Origin of the sequence: Candidatus Methanoperedens nitratireducens, assembly GCF_900196725.1 — an archaeon.
In the GTDB taxonomy this organism is placed as follows: Archaea; Halobacteriota; Methanosarcinia; order Methanosarcinales; family Methanoperedenaceae; genus Methanoperedens; species Methanoperedens nitroreducens_A.
Genome location: NZ_FZMP01000168.1, coordinates 18,347 through 37,637, shown reverse-complemented (window position 1 = coordinate 37,637; position 19,291 = coordinate 18,347). Strand labels below are relative to the sequence as shown.

The window sequence follows — 19,291 nt, the reverse complement described above, 5'->3', positions numbered from 1 at the left end:
TACTTAAAATCAGCGGAGTTAAGGGTTAATGTTACAAGGATAATGAACTACAACTTCGGTGAGCCAAATGAACAAATAAATGCTGGTGATGCGTTGGAATGGAACAATTATGATGATGATACTTTCACGCTTGTCGAGATGAATCAAAAGATGGCAAATATAACGGTTAGAGGAAGTGGAAGGACAACATACATCTTCAACACAACTGGTACCTATAAATTTGGTTTATTTTATAACGGAATGAGAGGCGATCCAAAGATCCAGACTATCGCCGTAAAGGTCAATGAAAAGCCTGACCAAATTTTAATTCAGCAAATCTTTGACCAAATAAGGAAAATCAGTGGTGTTAATACTTCGTGATGGCGAAGGTATTACTAAGGATTCACGAATAAAAACCAAAATAAAAGTTCACTCATTCTGTATCTACTCGTCCTTTGCATCAACTCTAAATTATGTTAAAATAGAGCTAATTTAAGCTAAGGATGTTTTCGTGATTTATGGATGGCGGATTAAAATAAAATAGATCAATATGATATATTGTGAAATCGTTAATATTTTACTTGGCAGATTCCCTCATTATTTGGCTTCTTCGGAAATAGAGCACTGTGATTTTGATTTGCCTCATGTGGTTTACGCTAATTTTGGACGCTATTTCAATAGAATAGTAAGCGAAGCGAATAACCCAATCAGTAATCCAGAGATTGTTGAAATCTGCAAATTTTTAGACGAAATGGCAGTATCCGAGGATAAAAATGTAGTGGATCTTCTTGGCGCGGGATTTTTTGAGGCTGTTATTAGCGATAAAAAACCGACCGTTGAAAAATCGTTAAAAACCCTCAATGCGCTTCTTCACGAGGATGCGAAAAGGGTATTAAAACAAGTGGCAGAATAGTGAGACCCCAAAAAATAAGGTATGGAAAAGATTGCTTACTTTGCTTTAGAAATTAAAATGTGGTAAAATAAACTAAACTCTGCCGTTATTTTAATAAGCTTATTAAATGGAAAAAATAAAAAGAAAATCAAATCCAGAGAGCAAATCTCTGCTTTCTTGTTATAATTTTACTCCCTTAGAACCGAAAAGAGCAAAGAAATATGGAAGGATAGAGAAACGAAGTAAGTCGATTGTTTCTGAAGAAGAACCCTTTCTTTTAGAATACGAAAGAGAGATTTCGCAATTAAGCAAACATTTATCTCGAAAGATTACCGAATCTCTATTAAAAGAATCACAAAAGCATCCGGTAGAGATTACTGGTTGTATAAAAAAAACGAATGAATTATTTAAAAAACAGAGAGTAATAAATAACTCAATTCTTGTAGGATTTAAAAATGTTGATGAAATTATTGACAAAATTGCTAAATCTCCAGCAGACTTTCTTATACTATTAGCGTACTGCTCTAAACCTCTTGAGTGTCCTTTTGGAAGATTCAGTGAAAAATGTGAACCCGCTGATCATCCTATTTGTAACAAATGTTCTTTCAGGAACATTGTTTTAAAAACAAAAAAAATAGGCTGTCAATGTTTTATTGTGACAAAGGACAATTTAATGTTTAGCCGCTATCTTCTCCCTAGATTTCAAGATTTTATACAATCGAAAAAATATAAACCCCTCATGACTGTTGGTTGTGCTTGGGCAACAAATAGATTTCTTAAGGCAGCGGTAATTTTTGGATCGACAGTCATAGCTTACAAATTTATAAATGGTTCATGTAAAAATTTCAAAGACTATAGAAAGGCTGAGATAGGAAAAATGGAAAAAATTACAAAGCTTAATCAAAAAAATTGGCAAGAGATAAATTACATTTTGGATAAAGCTATCAGAAAAATTCAATATATAAAGAATCACAAGCATGATTAATTACAATTCTATAAACACTTTTTTAATATATTTAGTTGATATTTTGGGATTTCTTTTGGCAGTTTGGGCTTTGGGGGTAGTAAAAAAGAAAAAACTAACAAGGTTTTTTCATTGCTTATTATTTCAATTTTATTATGGATAACACTTTACCACTTTGCTTCGCTTTCTGATAACAAAGATCTTTCATTAGTTCTTTTCAGAATATCAGGCAGTTCAGTTTTTTTATTTTTTATTTTTTACTACTATTTCATTATTTTGTTTACAAGAGAAAATAAATTCTATGAGCAACTTGGAAAATTAATAATTATTTACGGTTTGCTTTTTAGTTTCTTTACGATATTTACAGATTTAATTATAAAGAATTCCATAGTTGAATCTTGGGGAATTTATCCAGAATTTTCTTCGTTTGGCAGGCTGACTTTTTATGGATATGTGATTTTACTTACTTTATTAATTAATAAGATTCTTGTGACTAAGTATTCTATTTCTACCAAAGTAGAAAAATTAAAAATTCAATATTTTATAACAGGCTTTATTATATTTGCAGTTCTGAATTTTATATTTGATGTTTTGCTTCCTGTGTTTTTCAATAATTATAAATTCTCTTGGGCTTGGAACTATTCAACAATATTTCTTATTGCTTTTACCGCTTACGCTATTTTTAAGCATGAGTTAATGGGCGTAAAAGTTCTTTTGATTCAGGTTTTAGTATCCTTTATCTCGATTATCCTCTTGGCGGACATTCTATTTCTAACAAACAATCTGATAATGCAGTTATTGAAAGCGGGAATTTTAATTACTTTCCTGTATTTCAGTTTAGAGCTTATCAAGGGCATTAAAAAGGAGAGAGAAGCCAGAAGAGAACTGGAAACAGCTTACGATAAAATAAAGCAGTATACACTGGAGCTGGAAAAAGTAAATAAAAATCTTACAGAAAAATATGAGGATTTGGATGCTTTATTATCTTTGAGTCAAACCAGTTCTTCTGGATCGGGAATTAAAAAAGGCATCCAGAATATTTTAAACATTCTTCCAACAAAATTTGGTTATACAAAAATCATAGGAGCCGCATTGCTTCGTTGCGACGAAAAGAGTAATAGCGTTTACGCTTATATTACTACCGAATCGATATTGCTGAAAAAGGGAGTGAGTCTATTACCCAAACCAGCCCTAACCGACTATGCGTTAGTAGTTAGTGAAGAAAATCGTCATAATTTAACCATAGAAGCGATTTTAAGCAATAAAATTCAAAAAAGCGAAAAATTGACAGATTTTGCGTCTCCGCCGGTGGAAAAGCATATTGCGCAATTGATGCAAAAAGCAATGGGTATAAAATCAGTTGTTACAATACCGCTTAATGTAAGAGGCGTAAAACTCGGTGCTCTTATGCTTATGTTCTCAAAACCTCTTAGAGAAATCACCCAAAGAGACATGGATCTCATAACCGCCTTCAGCCAGCAAGTCGGAGTAATGCTTGAAAATCTGCAATATTATGAAACTTTAAACAAAAACATCGAAGAGCTTACCCGGACTAAAAACAATCTTGAAGAAATTCTTACGATGAAAAATGATTTTCTCCATATTGTCTCGCATCAATTAAGGACTCCGCTTACTGCCGTACGCGGGCTTATTTCAATGTGGCATGACGGCGACTTCGATCATTATACTGCCGATAAAATGAAAGGAATAAAAGACAGGGTTTTGGCTAACGCTGACAGATTGAATAACATCATTAATGATATGCTTGTAGCAATGGAGTCCGAAGGCGAGCTGAAATTAGTGTTTGATTCCGTAGATGTCGAGAAAATGATAAGAGAAGTCGTTGAAATGTTTAAAGCCAATTACGAAAGAAGAGGATTATATATAAAATTTGATAAAATAGAAAAAGGGATACCCATAATTGAAGCCGATCCAAGGAATCTTTTCCATGTATTTATGAATATAGTCGATAACGCCGAGAAATACACCCAAAAAGGCGGACTGGATATCACGCTCAAGCGCGAAAATGATAACATTTCCGTAAAATTTACCGATACCGGAGTGGGAATAAGTGAGGAAGATAAAGAAAGACTTTTCAAGAAATTCTCCCGCGGCAAGAAATCGAATAATTTTAATCCAAATGGTTCAGGGTTGGGGCTGTTTATCGCCAAACAAATTCTTGACGAACATCACGGTAAAATTCAGGCTTCAAGTCTCGGAGAAGGCAAAGGCTCGACTTTTGTGATATTATTACCGATTAAACAGCCTATTTCAGCCGAGGTATCTAAACTTGATCTAGCTAAAACTGGCGTATCCAAACAAGGTAATAGCCAAAATAATGAATCTCCGGAGCCTCAGAGTTATTTGCTCAAAAAGAGGAAAAGAGGTATAATATAAACTGATGAGTAGCTTGTACCGTTCAAGTGGGATTCCGCTTACGGGATAATTTTTAGGTATTTTAAATCTTTAAAAATACTATGTTTTCAAAAATTTTTTGCTGTAATAAAAAATATTTTTAATCTTTGCCGTATTGTTTTTAAATCTTTTATTCGTTTCTCCGGCTTTAGCCGCGGCCCCCAATACCAATTACGTGCCTTTGGTTGCTATACCCGGCGTCAATGCCGATGCCGGATTGCTTACTTATCTATCCGGACTCTATAATTTCCTCATCTCCGTGGTCGGAATCCTGGCGATGGCCGTGATCATCTATGGAGGCATGCGCTATCTTACTTCAGCCGGAAATCCGAGCTCGGTGGAAGAAGCCAAAGACGCCATTACTTCGGCGGTAACCGGATTGATCCTAGCGCTTGTTTCGTGGCTGATCTTAAGCACTATCAATCCCGACATCCTTGTTTTAAAATCGGTAGGAGTGAGCGGAGCAGGCACCTATAGTTATGCTGACGCTAAAAATACCTGCGTCGCGAACGCACCGGCACAGGGACGGCGGCTAATCCTTGCGTTTGCATTGATGGAAAGAAAGTTTACGCGAAATCAGGAGCAACTTTGGTTCCGACGGTTTTAACCCTGACAGTATCCCCAAACCCTGGTTCAAGCACAGCCCCCGGTAATAGTATAACATTATCGGGAAAATTGACTGACACTGCCGGTAAAGGCGTGGCGGGTTCGATCAAGATCAATAAGGTTAATAGCACATTAAACGCTTCAACTACGTTTAGCGCAACTTCCGGTGCCGATGGAAACTTTACAACCAGCTATACTGCCACATGCGCGGTAACCGATCAGGTCCAAGCAGTTTATGCCGGAGATGCCACGTACGCAGGATCGTCTAGCACTGCCGTATCGCTTGTCATCAATGGAATGACCACTTGTACTACTGCCAATTATGCCTCCAGTCCCGCTACTGCTTCTATTACCTCAGCAACCGGAGGATCTGCCTGCCAGTCAATTTGTTCGGATACGACGTTGGCGAATGATAACGCGTATCATTGCATGGTAGCGGATTTAAGGGCGGGGAAGACGGCGTTTGATGTAAATTCGAAAAGTATATGGGGAAAAGTTGGTGAAAAAATATTCTTTGACGGAGTTACCTATAATATTAGCGGTAAACCCATTGTTCGTTATGAAATGGATTTTGATAATGATTTTATAGGTGGATTTGTTTCAGATATAGGATGTAATACCGTGGTTACTATGTGTCCGGTTATCGGACCTTTCCCTTTCCCTATTCCCATATCGGGGTGCAAAGATTCTGCCATGAAAGCATATCATACTTATGATAAGCCCGGGGTTTATAAGGCATGGCTTCATATTACAGATGAAGCTTGCAATGTAGCAGAAGATTGGATAGATATTACAATTGAAAATCTATAAAAATACGGATAGACATTTGTCTATCCGTTTGATATTACTAGATATTTTGCGTTTGCCGGTATTGGAATTTTGAAAGAAGATTCTTTTTCATCCGATATTGTGAATGGCCCGTTACCCCCTAGGTATTGGCCATTACTATCCAGTATTGTAAAGGATACTCTTTCGTTATAGCGAGCGCTTGCTGCACCCAAATTCCCAGATAGATAATCTTCCTTACGTTTCATGTCCTTTATATAGACTTTACCATTATTAAAGGGTATTATTGCCGGTATGTTATCTATGTCTACTCCTTGATAAATCGTGTCTCCTTTTGGATAGAACTTTGGCGTATATACACCTGCTATATATGCGCCTGCTACTCCATCCGTCTCCTGCCCAGCATTATTTACCTGGGATGGATTCGCCGCTCCGGTGCTTGTATCGCTAGTCGATACACCTGTAGTTGTCTGTATGCTATTTGACACGGTCTTTGCCAGCGGCATGTTGGACCATACAAATGCGGCTATAATGAATATACCGATTATTATTGCCACGTATTTGTATAGGCTTTCGTTAAATCCCTTTTCTCCAACCCGTTCATTTTTATGTACTGATCCAAATCCTTTTACTACCATTTCTGTCATTACTCCTGATCTTAAAGGTCTTTTAATTTTCAGTTATCTCAATTCTGCCGTAAAGTAGCAAACTTTGTCCAAATACAAAACACAAAAAACGTTTGCTTCTTCAAGACAGTCTTCTGGCTACATCTCTCTTATAACCAAACTTCTGTCCTGAAGAAATTAAACTGATAAATTTTTAAAGGGCTACATCTCGACTAATGTCGAGTTTTTTCATTCTTAAACCTAAATCATTAGGTTCGCTATGAATTTTACTGTCTTCATAGCCTTTAAAGAACAAAAAAGTGGGAATTACTCCCACACTTAATTCACTTTTAGGCTTTTATCATTCCTTTCTTAAATTGGCTAAAATTAAGGCTAATATCTAGCATTTGATCCTTTTTGCTTTGCATAAAGCCTTTTAACATAAGTAAATTAGGTGTGTTAGTAAATTATCTATATTATAGCAGAGATTTTGAAGAAGTCAAGCCTTTAAAAGCGAATAATTTTCACAACCCTCCTACAGGGTAATTCACAACCCAAAGACCTTTTTAGTGTGGATAACTTTTTTGACATCTCATCCATATCTATGATATATTATTTCTGATCTACAGGAATTGTGGATAAGATAATTTAATCATTATATCTGGCGTGCCAAGGAGAGAGGGTTGCGTCGAAAAAACATATGAAGGGGAACTCATTGTCTGTTAAGTTAACAAGCGCGTTGTTAGCTTTTTTGTTTATTATTGCGCCTTTAGCACCGGCCTTAGCCGAGGAGAACAGTTCTCCGGCCGCAACTGAAAGTTTATCGCCGCAAAATACGGCCGTACCAGCAAATACTGACACCGCAGGAATTACCAATTCCTCTACCGATAATGCGAAAAGCGATTCTGCCTCGCCAGTTGGCAACCCGGAACAGGCTTCTTCGATTGACTCAGGGAAGACAAAAGACTCTCTGATTTTGGATAAAGGAAATAAAAAGGATAAAAATGGAACAGATACCACCGCAGATGCTCAAGCTATGACTGCGACTTCCAACTCCTCAACTTCTTCTACTTCTTCAAACTCCTCTAGCTCTCAAAAACAAATAATCTTGAATCCCAATGATATCAACGGATCTTTAACCTATGACTACCCAATAACTGTTCCTCCGGGAAGAAACGGTTTGCAGCCGGATTTAAAACTATCCTATAACAGCCAATTATCTTCAGAAGAAAGCGCCTTTGGCTATGGTTGGAATATAAACATTCCATACATTGAAAGAATCAATCGCAAAGGCACTGATAAACTCTATACCGAAAATTATTTTAATTCTTCTCTTTCCGGAGAACTGGTTTTGATCAGCGGAACAAGTTATGGTTCAAAAGTGGATAACGGAGAATTTCTGAAATATGATTTTTCCAATAATTCCTGGCTTGTTACAGATAAAAATGGGACTAAGTATAAATTCGGCTACAGTGCCGCCGCAAGACAAGATAACCCAACTGATTCCACCAAGGTTTTTAAATGGATGCTTGAAGAAGTCCGCGATACGAATGATAACTATATCCGTTACGAATATCTTAAAGACGCAGGGCAAATTTATCCCTCAAGGATTGTTTACACCGGAAGCGGAGCAACGGACGGCATTTTTGAAGTTGAATTCTTAAAAGAAACAGTATCCAATGCTGCAAAATCATATAAAACAGGATTCGCGGTTACTACCAGTTATCGGATCAATGAAATACGTACGAAAGTTAATGGGAATTGGGTAAAGAAATATGTTTTGGGTTATAAAACTACTGACAAAGCGCAATCCTTTCTCGGGTCAATCACAGAATCAGGACAGGATGACGGTGGAAACATTACAATACTTCCGGCAATAAGTTTTGATTATCAGAAAATGATGCTTGTTAGCTGGGATAACAACAGGACTTGGACTGAAGATACATCATGGCAAATACCCGTAGATTTTTATATCAGAAACGATGGTAATTACCCACAATCAATTCAAATCGCGGACGTTAATGGGGATGGTCTGCAAGACTTGCTTAAATCTGCATTTCGTTCGTCAACAAAATTAGCTGACGGGACTTATCAGGAAAGTAATTCATCAGAAGTTTATCTTAATAATGGGCATGGCTGGACCCAAGACACTTCTTGGACTATACCAGTAGCTTTTCAATATTATAGAAACAGTAAGCTTGCAGCCTCGGTTCAGATTGCTGATGTTAACGGCGATGGTTTAGCGGATATATTGAGATCCATAGAAGGCGGGGCTGATGCTTGTTACGGCGATTATAGCTACAACTGTTACTATATTCCAGCTTCAAGAAAAGTCTATATAAATAACGGCCATGGTTGGACGCTTGATACCTCATGGAGTATACCTGTAGATTTTTATTCTCGAGGAACAGATTCTTCTGGACGAAATGTTGTTATTACTCAAGCGTCTAAAATCTCGGATATCAATGGCGACGGTTTGGCTGATATAGTTAAATCCGTGTATCTTTATTCAACAAAAGGAAGCAATGATGTTTGGTATGAGACTAATAATTCAGAGGTTTATCTTAATAACGGCCATGGCTGGACTCAAAGTACTTCTTGGCCTGTACCAATGGCTTTTTACTATAAAGATGATGGCAGAATTAGCCAATCGGTTCAAATCGCCGATATTAATGGGGATAATTTGCCGGATCTGCTTAGGTACATTGCAACTGATATTGGTTCGCCTTGTTCCAGTCCAACCTGCTATTACCTTGCGGCTAATAAGGTTTATCTGAATAGCGGTAATGGTTGGGAGCAGGAAACTTCTCTTTCCAATCCTCATCCTTTTTACGATCCTTATAGCATTAATTCAAATGGAATGCGAATTGCAGATGTTAACGGAGATGGCTTAGCAGACGTGTTGAGGTCTTTGTTCGGTAGTTCAATCCAATTACCTGACGGAACCTGGCAAGAACAAAATTACGGCGAACTTTATTTAAACAACGGTAAAGGTTGGACTACCTATAGCTTTAACGGCCAAACAATACCTCTAGCTTTCTATTATCTAGGGGATCAAGGTGCTTATAGTCCTTCGGTTAGGATTGCGGATATTAATGGAGATGGTTTGCCCGATATGCTTAGGTCTTTGACTACGGATATTTCATCGATATGTTTTGGTTCGGTTAATCCAGTTTGTTATCCTATTAAAAGTAAAAAAGTTTATCTGAATAACGGCCCCAAATCCGATCTTCTTACTAGAATCACTTACCCCACAGGCGGCAAAACAGACATTGCCTACAAGGCCACGCCTTTGTATTCAACCGGCTCAACTCTTTCCAATCCGAACTTGCCTTTTATCATGGATACCGTCCAATCTATTGCCACTAACGACAGTTTTGGCAATACTTCTACTACTAATTATTCTTATGAAGGCGGCAAGTATTACTACAACACCGCCTTTGACCGCAAATTCGCGGGGTTTGCCAAAATCACCAAAACAGATGCGGCTGGCAATATTACTAAAACCTATTATCATCAAGGCGATGCCACAAATAGCGCGCAAGGCGAGTTCAGCGATCACTCTTCAAAAATTGGCAAACCCTATCGTTCGGAAAATTACGATATTTCAGGCAATCTCTATTCCAAAACCATAAGCAAATGGGAAAACTATGATTTGGGTAATGACAGGAATTTCGTGAAACTTAGCCAGAAGATCAATTTCACCTATGATGGCAACGCTACCCACAAAGACAAAGCCGAAACCTACTCTTACGACAATACTAACGGCAACCTTACCCAAAAAATCCAATTAGGTGAAGTAACCGGATCTGATAATGGAACCTTTACCGATGTTGGTACTGACAAACTAACCGAAACAATTACATACGCTTCAAACTCTAGTTTGAATGTTTTGGGTTTGCCTTCTTCCAGCTCTTTAACCAATCAAAGCGCTACTAAAATCAAAGAATCAAGATACTATTACGATAATCTCGCTTTAGGCAGCGTTGGCAAAGGCAATCTCACCAAAGAAGAAAATTGGAAAGACAGCACGAATTACATCAATACCCAAAAATCTTACAACTCTTACGGCTTGGTAACCCAAACAACTGATCCCAGAGGTAAAATCACCGCTTATGCTTATGATTCATATAATCTTTATCCCATTTCAGTTACCAATCCCTTGAGCCAGATAACTCAATATACTTATGATTATTCAGCTGGAAAACCCAAGCAAACCACTGACCCCAATGGCTTTGTCTTCCAAACAATCTACGATGGATTGGACAGGGTGACTGGAGAAAAACAACCTGATCAAGTTTCGCTTGGAGTATGGGTTACGAAATCTGTCTATGTTTACACCGACACAGCTAATGCGGTAAGCGTTAAAAAAACCGATTATCTGGATGTCACAACCAGCGTTGATTCTTATTCTTATTTTGATGGTCTTGGCCGTTTGATCCAAACCAGAAAGGAAGCCGAAGACGCTAATAACTTCTCAGTTAAAGATCTTGTTTACAATAACAGGGGACTACTGCAAAAAGAATCGCTTCCGTATTTTTCAACTGGTATACCTAGAACTTCAGCGACGGCGGACGCAACGCTTTACTCCACTTATGCTTATGATCCGCTTGGTCGAATAATCGAGACAACCAATGCCGTTGGAACAATTACTAACACCTATGACGATTGGAAAGTTACCACAACTGATGCCAAAGGGACTCAAAAAGATTTATACAAAGACGCTTATGGTAATTTAATTCGAGTCGATGAACATGGTTCGACTACGCTCACCACAAGCTATACTTATGATGGCGTTGGCAACCTTACCAAAATCACTGATGCTCTGGGAAATATCCGCAATTTCACTTACAATGCTTTGGGCCAAAGATTAACCGCCCAAGATCTTCACGCCTCAGCCGATACTACTTTTGGCACCTGGACTTATACTTACGACAATAGCGGCAATTTAATTTCCCAAAAAGATCCCAAAGTCCAGACCATTAACTATACCTATGACGATCTTAACCGGCAACTCACTGAAGACTATACCGGCGCAACCGGCATAGAAGCAACTTACGCTTACGACACTTGCGTTAATGGCAAAGGAAGAATTTGTTCCATTGTTAATGCTGCTTCAACCGAAGCAAAGGAATACAATTCTCTCGGGTTAACTTCCAAAGAAACTAAAACCATCAGCTCGGTAAACTATATTACTCAATATACTTACGACCGCCAAGGAAATCAGGCTTTAATCACCAATCCAGATAACTCTCAGGTTAAATACGAATACAATTCTGCGGGTTTGCTTGAAAAAATCTCAACCAAAGAAACCACTGACCCAAACCTTCCTTCAAGCACTAATCTCTTGAGCCGTTGGAGCTTTGATGAAACCACCGGACTCACAGCCAGCGATTCCAGCGGGAACAACAATACGGGAACTCTCTCCGGCGCTATGACTAACGCCAATCATATTCCCGGAATCTCCGGCAACGCTCTTGATCTTGACGGGATCAATGATGAGATTATCGCTCCGGATTCTCCCTCTCTCAGCCCATCTCTTCCTATTACCATGAGTGCTTGGGTGAAGCTTGATACTTTAAATGTTAATACTGCCGTAATCAGCAAATGGGATACTGGCTGGGAAACAATGGCTTATGCCTTAATTATTCTTTCTAATGGTGCAATCAGAGGATTTTATGCTGATGGAACCAATCTTGCCGGCAAAGATTCTGGCGGCGGAGTAGTTGCTCCCGGCTCTTGGTACCACATTGCCGCAGTTATCCGAGGACTCAACAATATCAGCCTTTACGTCAACGGAGTAGAAGTATCAGGAACTTATGGCGGGACAGGTTCTGTCACTTACGATAATACTGCTCCTTTGAGAATGGGAGCCATTGCTCCGGGCAGCGGCAACTATCTTGACGGCAAGCTTGACGAAGCGAGGATTTATAGCGCCGCTTTGACTACAAGCAATATTGCCGCTTTATACAACAACCCTTCTGGAGCAAGCGGCGCAACAGGTTTTACTGATCTCGTAACTAACTTCAACTACTCTCCGCTTGAGAAAATCACCTCTCAAACCTATGCCAACGGCACTACAACCACCAATACTTACGATTCCACTAAACTCTATAGGCTAAGTTCAAAAGTTACTACTATAACAGGCGGCGCTCACGCGCAGGATTTAGCGTACACTTATGACGCCAATGGCAATATTACAAGAATTGTCGATAATTCCGCTACCAACTCCAAAAAAACAGTTGATTATACTTACGACTCTCTAAATCGTTTGCTTTCCGCTACTGTTACCGGAGCGGTGAATGGACAAAACTATACCGAAACTTACGCTTACAACGCCATCGGAAATATCACTTCCAAAAATGGAGTGGCCTATACCTATTCCCAAACAGGCAAAGCCAATCCTCATGCCGTCACCAGTATTGGAAGCGCGAATTACACATACGACGATAATGGAAATTTATTAACCGATGGCACTCTAACCAATACCTGGAACTATGACAATAGATTAACCCAATCAGTGATCGGTTCAATGACCGTCAGCTATATTTACGACGTTTCCGGCCAGAGAATCGGATATTCCAACGGCACGGATACTACCTATTATCCTACAAAAGACTATAATATAACCGGAGAGGTGCCGACCAAGCAGATATTTGCCAGAGATCAGCTTGTTGCCACGGTCAAAGGTACAGGCGCCGCCGCTCAAATCTATTTTGTTCATGCTGACCATCTTACCGGTTCAAATGTAGTTACCAATGGCCCCGGAACAGTTGAAGAGTTGATGGATTACTATCCCTATGGCGATATACGACTTGATGAAAAAGCTTCTACTTTCTCAGAACAACGAAAATATGCTGGACATGAATACGATGCTGATACAGGATTGAGTTATATGAATGCGAGATACTATGAGGCATCAACTGGGAGATTTATCTCGCAAGATCCGGCATACTTGGCGGTTGGAGATAGCGTCAAACTTAAAGAATTGACTAAACTTGAATCCCAACAGCTCTTATCCGATCCTCAATTATTGAACTCTTACGCTTACGGAAGAAACAACCCATTAGCATTTCGCGATCCCGATGGCAATTTCATCCAAATTGCGGCAGCAGCGGCATTTATGGCATTTGTAACCTATGCTCCGCAAATCACTTCTTTTCTCCAGTCTCTAACTACACCTATCGGACAAGTCGGTTTAATCCAAGCAGGGCAAGATGCACAAAAAGGTAACTACGGCATGGCAGCAATTGGAGCTATTACTTCTGGTGAAGTACCGGCAGGGAAAATTATGTCTGCGGCTGGTAAAACCAGTGGGGCAGTAGCAAGAAATATATTTACTCTAGTTAATAGTATCGATAAACATGGTAGCTATGAAAAACATGTTCTTGGCATAGGCAGTATTTTTGGCAAAGAATATGGTACACTGTTCCAGAATAAAGGCCAGTGGAGAGAGTATGTGAGTAATGTAATAGCTAAGCCTTCGGCCAGCTTTAGCGGTCCAACCAAAGATTTATATTGGGATGATAGATTAGGTACTATCGTTATAAACAATAAAGCTGGAGGTCCACCTACTGCATTTAAACCGCAAGAGGGATTTAGGTATTATCAGACAGAAGTTGCCAAGCAAATGGATCAGTTGAAAGGAGGTGGCAGATGACCAAAGATTTTTTAGATAATCGCGAACGGCATCTGGCTATTCAAGCATTAATTGACGGATCTGGTTATCCAAAATCTGATGAAGCCCAAAGGCAGATTGGTTATTCGTCTACTGAACTACACAAGCTTACAGATGAATTGTTACAGAATCATAATAAGAAATTAACTGATACAGAAAAACAGGTGATTTTAAATTGCCTGGCTGGTGCATTGCATTATGTAACTACTGACATCCCTTCTCTTTATGATATTTCCGAAGCAGAACTAAAAGAGTTTAAAGAGAACCTGGAAAAAAGGTGGGGTATGCATTCTACGTATAGCAAAGATTAAGAATAGTCCTTTTCTTTCTGAGAACAGTTCTCGTTTTAAGACGAGAACTGTTCTTGACACACAACCATTTAATTATTCTTAAAATAAAAAATACAATGAAAAATACACATGGTTTTCCATTATTAGTTAAACTTGGCCTCGTTGGAATCGGAAGCAGAAAAACAGCTTTAGCGTATTTTTGGTTGTCTATACTTTTATCATTTATTACTTTTTTTGTAGGTCTTACAAATGGTAAATATCTTTTGGGATTATTTTTTCTATTGGCTGCTTGGTGGTATTGGTTCTGCATTAAGTGGATTGACAAAAATTCTAAATGGGAGGGATAAAAAAGTCATCTGTTTCTTTCTTTTTCGCCCTCGAAGAAAATCAAGAACTCCCAACAGGTGTCGGTCATGAGCAAGGAAAAGGTGCCAGGTACAATTATTAACGAATAAGTTTTGGCATAAATAAAAGTATCCTGCACCTTTTTCTTACCCTTCAATTTCCCTCTCTATTTCTTTTCTCTTACCTGCATACTTTGATCTTGATGCCGCGATTACCTTCTCCTCATTTCCTTGAGGCTTAAAGTTGTAAAAAGGAGGCAGGGTTATGGCCGAGAAGGGATTGGATGTCTTGCTATCTATAGCAAGCGTCAGGTAAAGGTGGTGTTTGCCGTGATTTATCAGGTCTTGCCTATTAAATTCAGGATAGAAGTGTTTTTCTAAAGATTCTCCGTTCTCCGCTCCTATTGGAAATGTTATGATAGTCCCTACATTTCCAAATATTGCCTTACTCAATCTTTCGTCCAACTGACCAATAGACTGGTGGGCGAGGGAGAGGCACAGCCTGTATTTCCTTGCCTCTAATAAGATGCCAACAGTTTTATCGCAACAGAACTCAGTGGGCAGGGGGATATGGGAAAAATGTTTAAGGATATTTAAATGAGAGTTTGCCTGCCCACAAGCAAACCAAACAACCTGCCTATATATAACGCTGGTGGTTAGCTCAATATAGCTTTTGTGAGTATGGCAAGCATAAGATATAGATGATGTTTATTGTTATTTATCAAGTCTTATCCCTTGCCATTGCATCCCAGCTATCCTATAATGAAACAACCACGCAGCTTTAACCAATTTTAAAATAAACCATGGAACTCAACGATAAAAAAACTCAAACAAATTTTAAAAGAGCAAAGTGAAGACTTTAAAAGGCATGTCAGCACCCTGGCAGAAGACTTTCACTCCCAAGTAAAGCTGATTGGCGAGCAATATAGCTCAATCAAAGAAACTCTCGATTCCCATACAGAAATGATAGGATCAATGAAAGAAGACATCGGGATAATGAAAACGGATATGGAATTCATCAAGAACTCCCTCAAAAGAAAAGTTGACATTGACGAGTTCTCAGTCCTCGAAAAACGCGTCGCTGCCCTCGAATCCAAAGTCAGAACAAGATAAAAATCTTAACCATATTTTTTCACCCATTTTCCCGATTCATCCTTTTTATACTCCTTTTCAACTGCAGACCATGCTACCTTGAACGCAACTTCCTCGTGCGATTGTTTCGGGCCGCCTCTTCTTTTCTCCGGCTCTTTGTACTGCTCCCATGCACTGTTGAACGCGTCAATGAATATGTGCTGCGCATGCTCTGGCAGGTTATCGCGGACCCGTTCAGGTAAATCTTTTATACTGTTATAATATGGCATTTGCTCCACTCCCAATTATCTTTTTGTTTAAAGCCTTCTGATATCCCAAACTGGGATATAACTCCCATTAGACTTTAACATAATTATCATTAATATTCAGTCTATAAAAGGATTACGCCGCGCTTCGTGTTTTAACATGAGAATCCATCCCTCGTAAGGAAAAAATCCACTTACCAGACGAATTTCAAACCTAATCTACCTGACGAAGATAGAACATCCAAAAAACTTTGCCAATAAGCGATTGTTTAAGCGAAAAGCAACTCTTCAAGGCTCTCGCTCTTGTTCAATCTGCGTCTGCTAACCTCCCAAAGCGTACGAAATCCGTCAGTTAATTCAAACCAAATATGACCCCAAAACCAGACGAAAATCGAACTAAAAATCAAGCGCTAAAGCTCCTAAATTACGAACCCAAAACCCCTTGCCCTTTCTGCGAGGGCCAAAATACAGCCAAAGCAGGACAACGGACAAAGCGAGAGGGGAGAGAGTAAAAATATTCTTGCTAAACGTTCAGTTTCGTGTAAGGAGAGCTATCATTGTACCTCATTATCTCTCGGTGATATAACGGGCGTTGAGATGTTTATTCGTTTGGTGGATCTAAATTTGTCGATATCTATCTTTTTAGATATGAGGAATTTAAGAAACGATTTGTCTTGGAATCTGCAGGTTTGTGCAATGCCAAGCAGCAGCAGGTATTGAGGAGCAGTATCTTTGAAGAATGTCCCTGATATTTTCCTTTGTATGGCGAGATGTCTAATAGCCCTTTCAGCCATATTATTGTTCCACGGTATAGAGTCTTGTTCGAGAAACATGAATAGGCTATCTTTATAGCGTTGAAAACGTTTTTGATACTTGATTGTTACTTCGGACCTGTAATCCATATCAACAATATTCTCCTTGTAGAACTGCTCTACGGACTTCTTGAACATGTTTAAATGTCTCTTCTTTAATCCATACTTATCGACTGCTTCAAAAATGGGTATAATAAGGTTCTTAACCTCAAAAACGAACGATTCGAATTCAGTGTCGAACGGTGCACTCCAGAGATCATTGTTGATATCTCGGATTAGATGAACCCAGCATTTTTGTTGCCTGCACGGTACTGAGTCATAACCAGGGTAGAAATCGGATATCAGTATTCCTTCATAGTTTGACATAAATTCCTGCACTATGGTTGTCTCTCTTGTTTCAGTCATCCTGAAGACTACATGCTTCCCATCCGTGAATACCCATACATAGTAATCAGTGCCTTGAATATTAAGTCGTGTCTCATCGACATGAATGAATGGGCTTTCAAGAATGCGCCGAATTAGAATGTTATCGGTAACAATATAGAACTGAGCAAAATGGCTAATGAAGCTTAGGATGGTACCTTCACTCATTCTTTCACCAAATATGTCTTCCGTAACTTGATTAATTACCCGATATGGTAGACGAAGGATTATTCTCTGATAGATTACCCATCCTTGAAAGTAATACCCAAACAACTGACGACTAAGTTTCTGGATACCATGTGGAGTATAGTATTTGCCACACCTTTTGCAGTAGCCGTTAGTGCCCACGTACTCTGTAACAGTTTTTCTGTACCCATTCTTTGTAAAGTGGAGATCAATAATGATTTTTTTAGCCGTTTCTTCAGATCTGTGAAGAGGGACACCTTTATGGATGGGACATTTTCTTCGCATTGGTACTCGAATTACTTTTCCTGTGCTTGAAGGGATTATTCTTTTATACCCCTGGTGACCTTTCTGTGCACCACGCTTTTTGTTTTTAGTACTTTCCATGCTTCTTTTTGGTTGAATGCTTATCCGGTTCCTATTGTAATCAGCGTGTGCATTTCTCAGTATCTCCTCAAATTTTCTATGTATTTCACCGCCTCTTTCTGTTGTGTTCTGTTTTGGCTGATCAGCAAAATCAATATTCGCCTGTGAATCAGCAGTTTCACTAATTTCTGAAAGTCGTTCGGTCAATAACCATAAAGCTCGGCAGTCTTCTTCATTGTACGTAACCAGCATTTGCTTGTAATCACTGTTTTGATTTTCTTCCAAGCGATGTCGCCATACAAGACTTTGTAACCCAGAAGCATCAAGAGAAGTCCATGATGCTCCTATGAACTTACCCAAGTCCTTCAGATTGTTAGACCTTACTGGAAAATACACCTTTCCGTGGATATACGAATTGACATTGATCAAGCGCTTCTTAAACCCATCACAATTTGTCTGATATCTTTTTGTCAGCCTATCAATAGCTCTTGGTTCATAACTGCCGTAATGATAAATGGGAGCTTCAGGATATTTGTTTATCCTTTCGATAAGTTCACTCCAAATTCGTTCTTCGTCTTGGATAGTATCTGCCCAAAAGGAATGATAGACTCTGTTATCACTTTCGCACACTAGCAGACCTATCAGGTAGTAAAAATTTTGATCTGGTATGCCCTCTATATCTAAAAATAGCTCGACCTTATGTCTATGCAATTCTGGAAGTTCCTGGATGTATATCTTTCCAGTCTTTATTGCCAAAGCTTGCAGTTCTAGATTAAAACGCACAGGCATCTCTTTCTTTCGCTTCCGTTTTCTTCTTAGCTTAAACGAATAGGAGAGCTGGTTAACTGTGAAGATGCCTTTCTTGTGGTACCGACGAATAATCTTTGGAGTCATCTTACTTAGTAGGCTAAGGTCATCATTCTTTTCTGCCTTCTCCGTACACTCTTTCTGAAATTGGCAGTATGGGCAGTGTCTGTTCAAAATAACCTGAGATGATTCCGAGGGGGATGTTGTTATCCATTCTTTCAGAGTTTGGATCATGGGTCTGAGTTTCTTGTAAATATTATTCAGTTTTACTTTATGAGTTTTCATTTCTGTTCCAACGATGGATCCAGATATAGGGAGCGTTTTCTGCACGTCTCCAAGAACAAAGCCCACAAACGCTAATTTGATTTTCAGCTCTTCCGTAATACTTTGCGTTCCAACAACAATCGTTGGTTCATAACTGTGTTTGCCGAAGAATGAGCTACCTCGCACTTTCGCTAGGACATCGCAATAAGCCTCTAAATCATGAGCCTTGAGTGTTGCTTCGATAAGAAAATCACTACTGCTGTCGATATTATCAGGGTCATAGCGACTCAAGGAAATATTATCTTGTTTGAGGGCATTTAGATATTTAGCCTGATTAATGCTCGCCTGTTTTTCAAGAAGGCACACGTATTCATGAGGTTCCTTCTTCTCGTTACTGAAAAGGAGAAGGAATGCCTTCCGAGAACAATGAGAATATGCCACTACAATTTCAGAAGTGATAATGTTCTTCATTATGATCATTTCTCTTTTCGCTATCGCTTCTGAGAGTTGCGCATAAGGAGTATTTAAATTCCTTAACGC

General features: G+C 39.0%; 14 protein-coding genes. 10 read left to right on the top strand and 4 right to left on the bottom strand.

Features of this window, described 5'->3' with window-relative positions:
* From MNV_RS19655 to MNV_RS10645, 6 genes are all read left to right on the top strand, one after another.
* On the top strand, positions 1–360 hold a 360-nt coding region (locus tag MNV_RS19655), incomplete at its 5' end, for a cupredoxin domain-containing protein (protein WP_179293934.1).
* 169 nt (positions 361–529) lie between these two features.
* Positions 530–892, top strand: a complete 363-nt coding sequence (locus MNV_RS10665; RefSeq protein WP_096205917.1) for a DUF7674 family protein — start codon at positions 530–532, stop codon at positions 890–892.
* Between the two features lie 106 nt (positions 893–998).
* Positions 999–1,856, top strand: coding sequence for a DUF116 domain-containing protein (locus tag MNV_RS10660; protein WP_096205916.1), 858 nt, complete (start codon positions 999–1,001; stop codon positions 1,854–1,856).
* 63 nt (positions 1,857–1,919) lie between these two features.
* Positions 1,920–4,232: a sensor histidine kinase gene (locus tag MNV_RS10655; protein WP_096205914.1), complete on the top strand. Its 2,313-nt coding sequence runs from the start codon at positions 1,920–1,922 to the stop codon at positions 4,230–4,232.
* Positions 4,233–4,365: 133 nt separating this feature from the next.
* Positions 4,366–4,857, top strand: coding sequence for a pilin (locus MNV_RS10650; RefSeq protein WP_096205913.1), 492 nt, complete (start codon positions 4,366–4,368; stop codon positions 4,855–4,857).
* Positions 4,839–5,666, top strand: coding sequence for an Ig-like domain-containing protein (locus MNV_RS10645; protein WP_096205911.1), 828 nt, complete (start codon positions 4,839–4,841; stop codon positions 5,664–5,666). The genes MNV_RS10650 and MNV_RS10645 overlap by 19 nt, the downstream gene beginning before the upstream one ends.
* A 20-nt stretch (positions 5,667–5,686) precedes the next feature.
* On the opposite strand, the gene MNV_RS10640 is transcribed toward MNV_RS10645, so the two are convergent.
* Entirely contained in the window at positions 5,687–6,289 is a 603-nt protein-coding gene (locus MNV_RS10640; RefSeq protein ID WP_096205909.1) for a hypothetical protein, read from the bottom strand.
* Between the two features lie 673 nt (positions 6,290–6,962).
* Between MNV_RS10640 and MNV_RS10635 the strand changes: the two genes are divergently transcribed.
* From MNV_RS10635 to MNV_RS19650, 3 genes are all read left to right on the top strand, one after another.
* Complete coding sequence (locus tag MNV_RS10635) at positions 6,963–13,907, top strand: LamG-like jellyroll fold domain-containing protein (RefSeq protein ID WP_179293933.1); 6,945 nt, start codon at positions 6,963–6,965, stop codon at positions 13,905–13,907.
* Entirely contained in the window at positions 13,904–14,236 is a 333-nt protein-coding gene (locus MNV_RS10630) for a hypothetical protein (protein WP_096205905.1), read from the top strand. Before MNV_RS10635 ends, MNV_RS10630 begins: the two co-directional genes overlap by 4 nt.
* Before the next feature lie 95 nt (positions 14,237–14,331).
* Positions 14,332–14,562: a hypothetical protein gene (locus MNV_RS19650; protein WP_179293932.1), complete on the top strand. Its 231-nt coding sequence runs from the start codon at positions 14,332–14,334 to the stop codon at positions 14,560–14,562.
* 144 nt (positions 14,563–14,706) lie between these two features.
* Here MNV_RS19650 and MNV_RS10620 read toward each other — a convergent pair whose 3' ends face one another.
* Positions 14,707–15,012 (bottom strand): hypothetical protein, encoded by a 306-nt coding sequence (locus MNV_RS10620; RefSeq protein ID WP_096205901.1) that lies wholly within the window; start codon positions 15,010–15,012, stop codon positions 14,707–14,709.
* A gap of 522 nt (positions 15,013–15,534) precedes the next feature.
* Here MNV_RS10620 and MNV_RS19645 point away from each other — a divergent pair.
* Complete coding sequence (locus MNV_RS19645) at positions 15,535–15,672, top strand: hypothetical protein (protein ID WP_179293931.1); 138 nt, start codon at positions 15,535–15,537, stop codon at positions 15,670–15,672.
* Positions 15,673–15,677: 5 nt separating this feature from the next.
* Here the strand turns inward: MNV_RS19645 and MNV_RS10615 are convergent, their stop codons facing one another.
* Both MNV_RS10615 and MNV_RS10610 read right to left on the bottom strand, forming a co-directional pair.
* Entirely contained in the window at positions 15,678–15,920 is a 243-nt protein-coding gene (locus MNV_RS10615; RefSeq protein ID WP_096205899.1) for a ChaB family protein, read from the bottom strand.
* A gap of 530 nt (positions 15,921–16,450) precedes the next feature.
* The gene (locus MNV_RS10610; protein WP_096205897.1) at positions 16,451–19,222 is read right to left on the bottom strand and encodes a TM0106 family RecB-like putative nuclease; all 2,772 of its coding nucleotides are present in this window, start codon (positions 19,220–19,222) and stop codon (positions 16,451–16,453) included.
* Between the last annotated feature and the right edge of the window lie 69 nt (positions 19,223–19,291).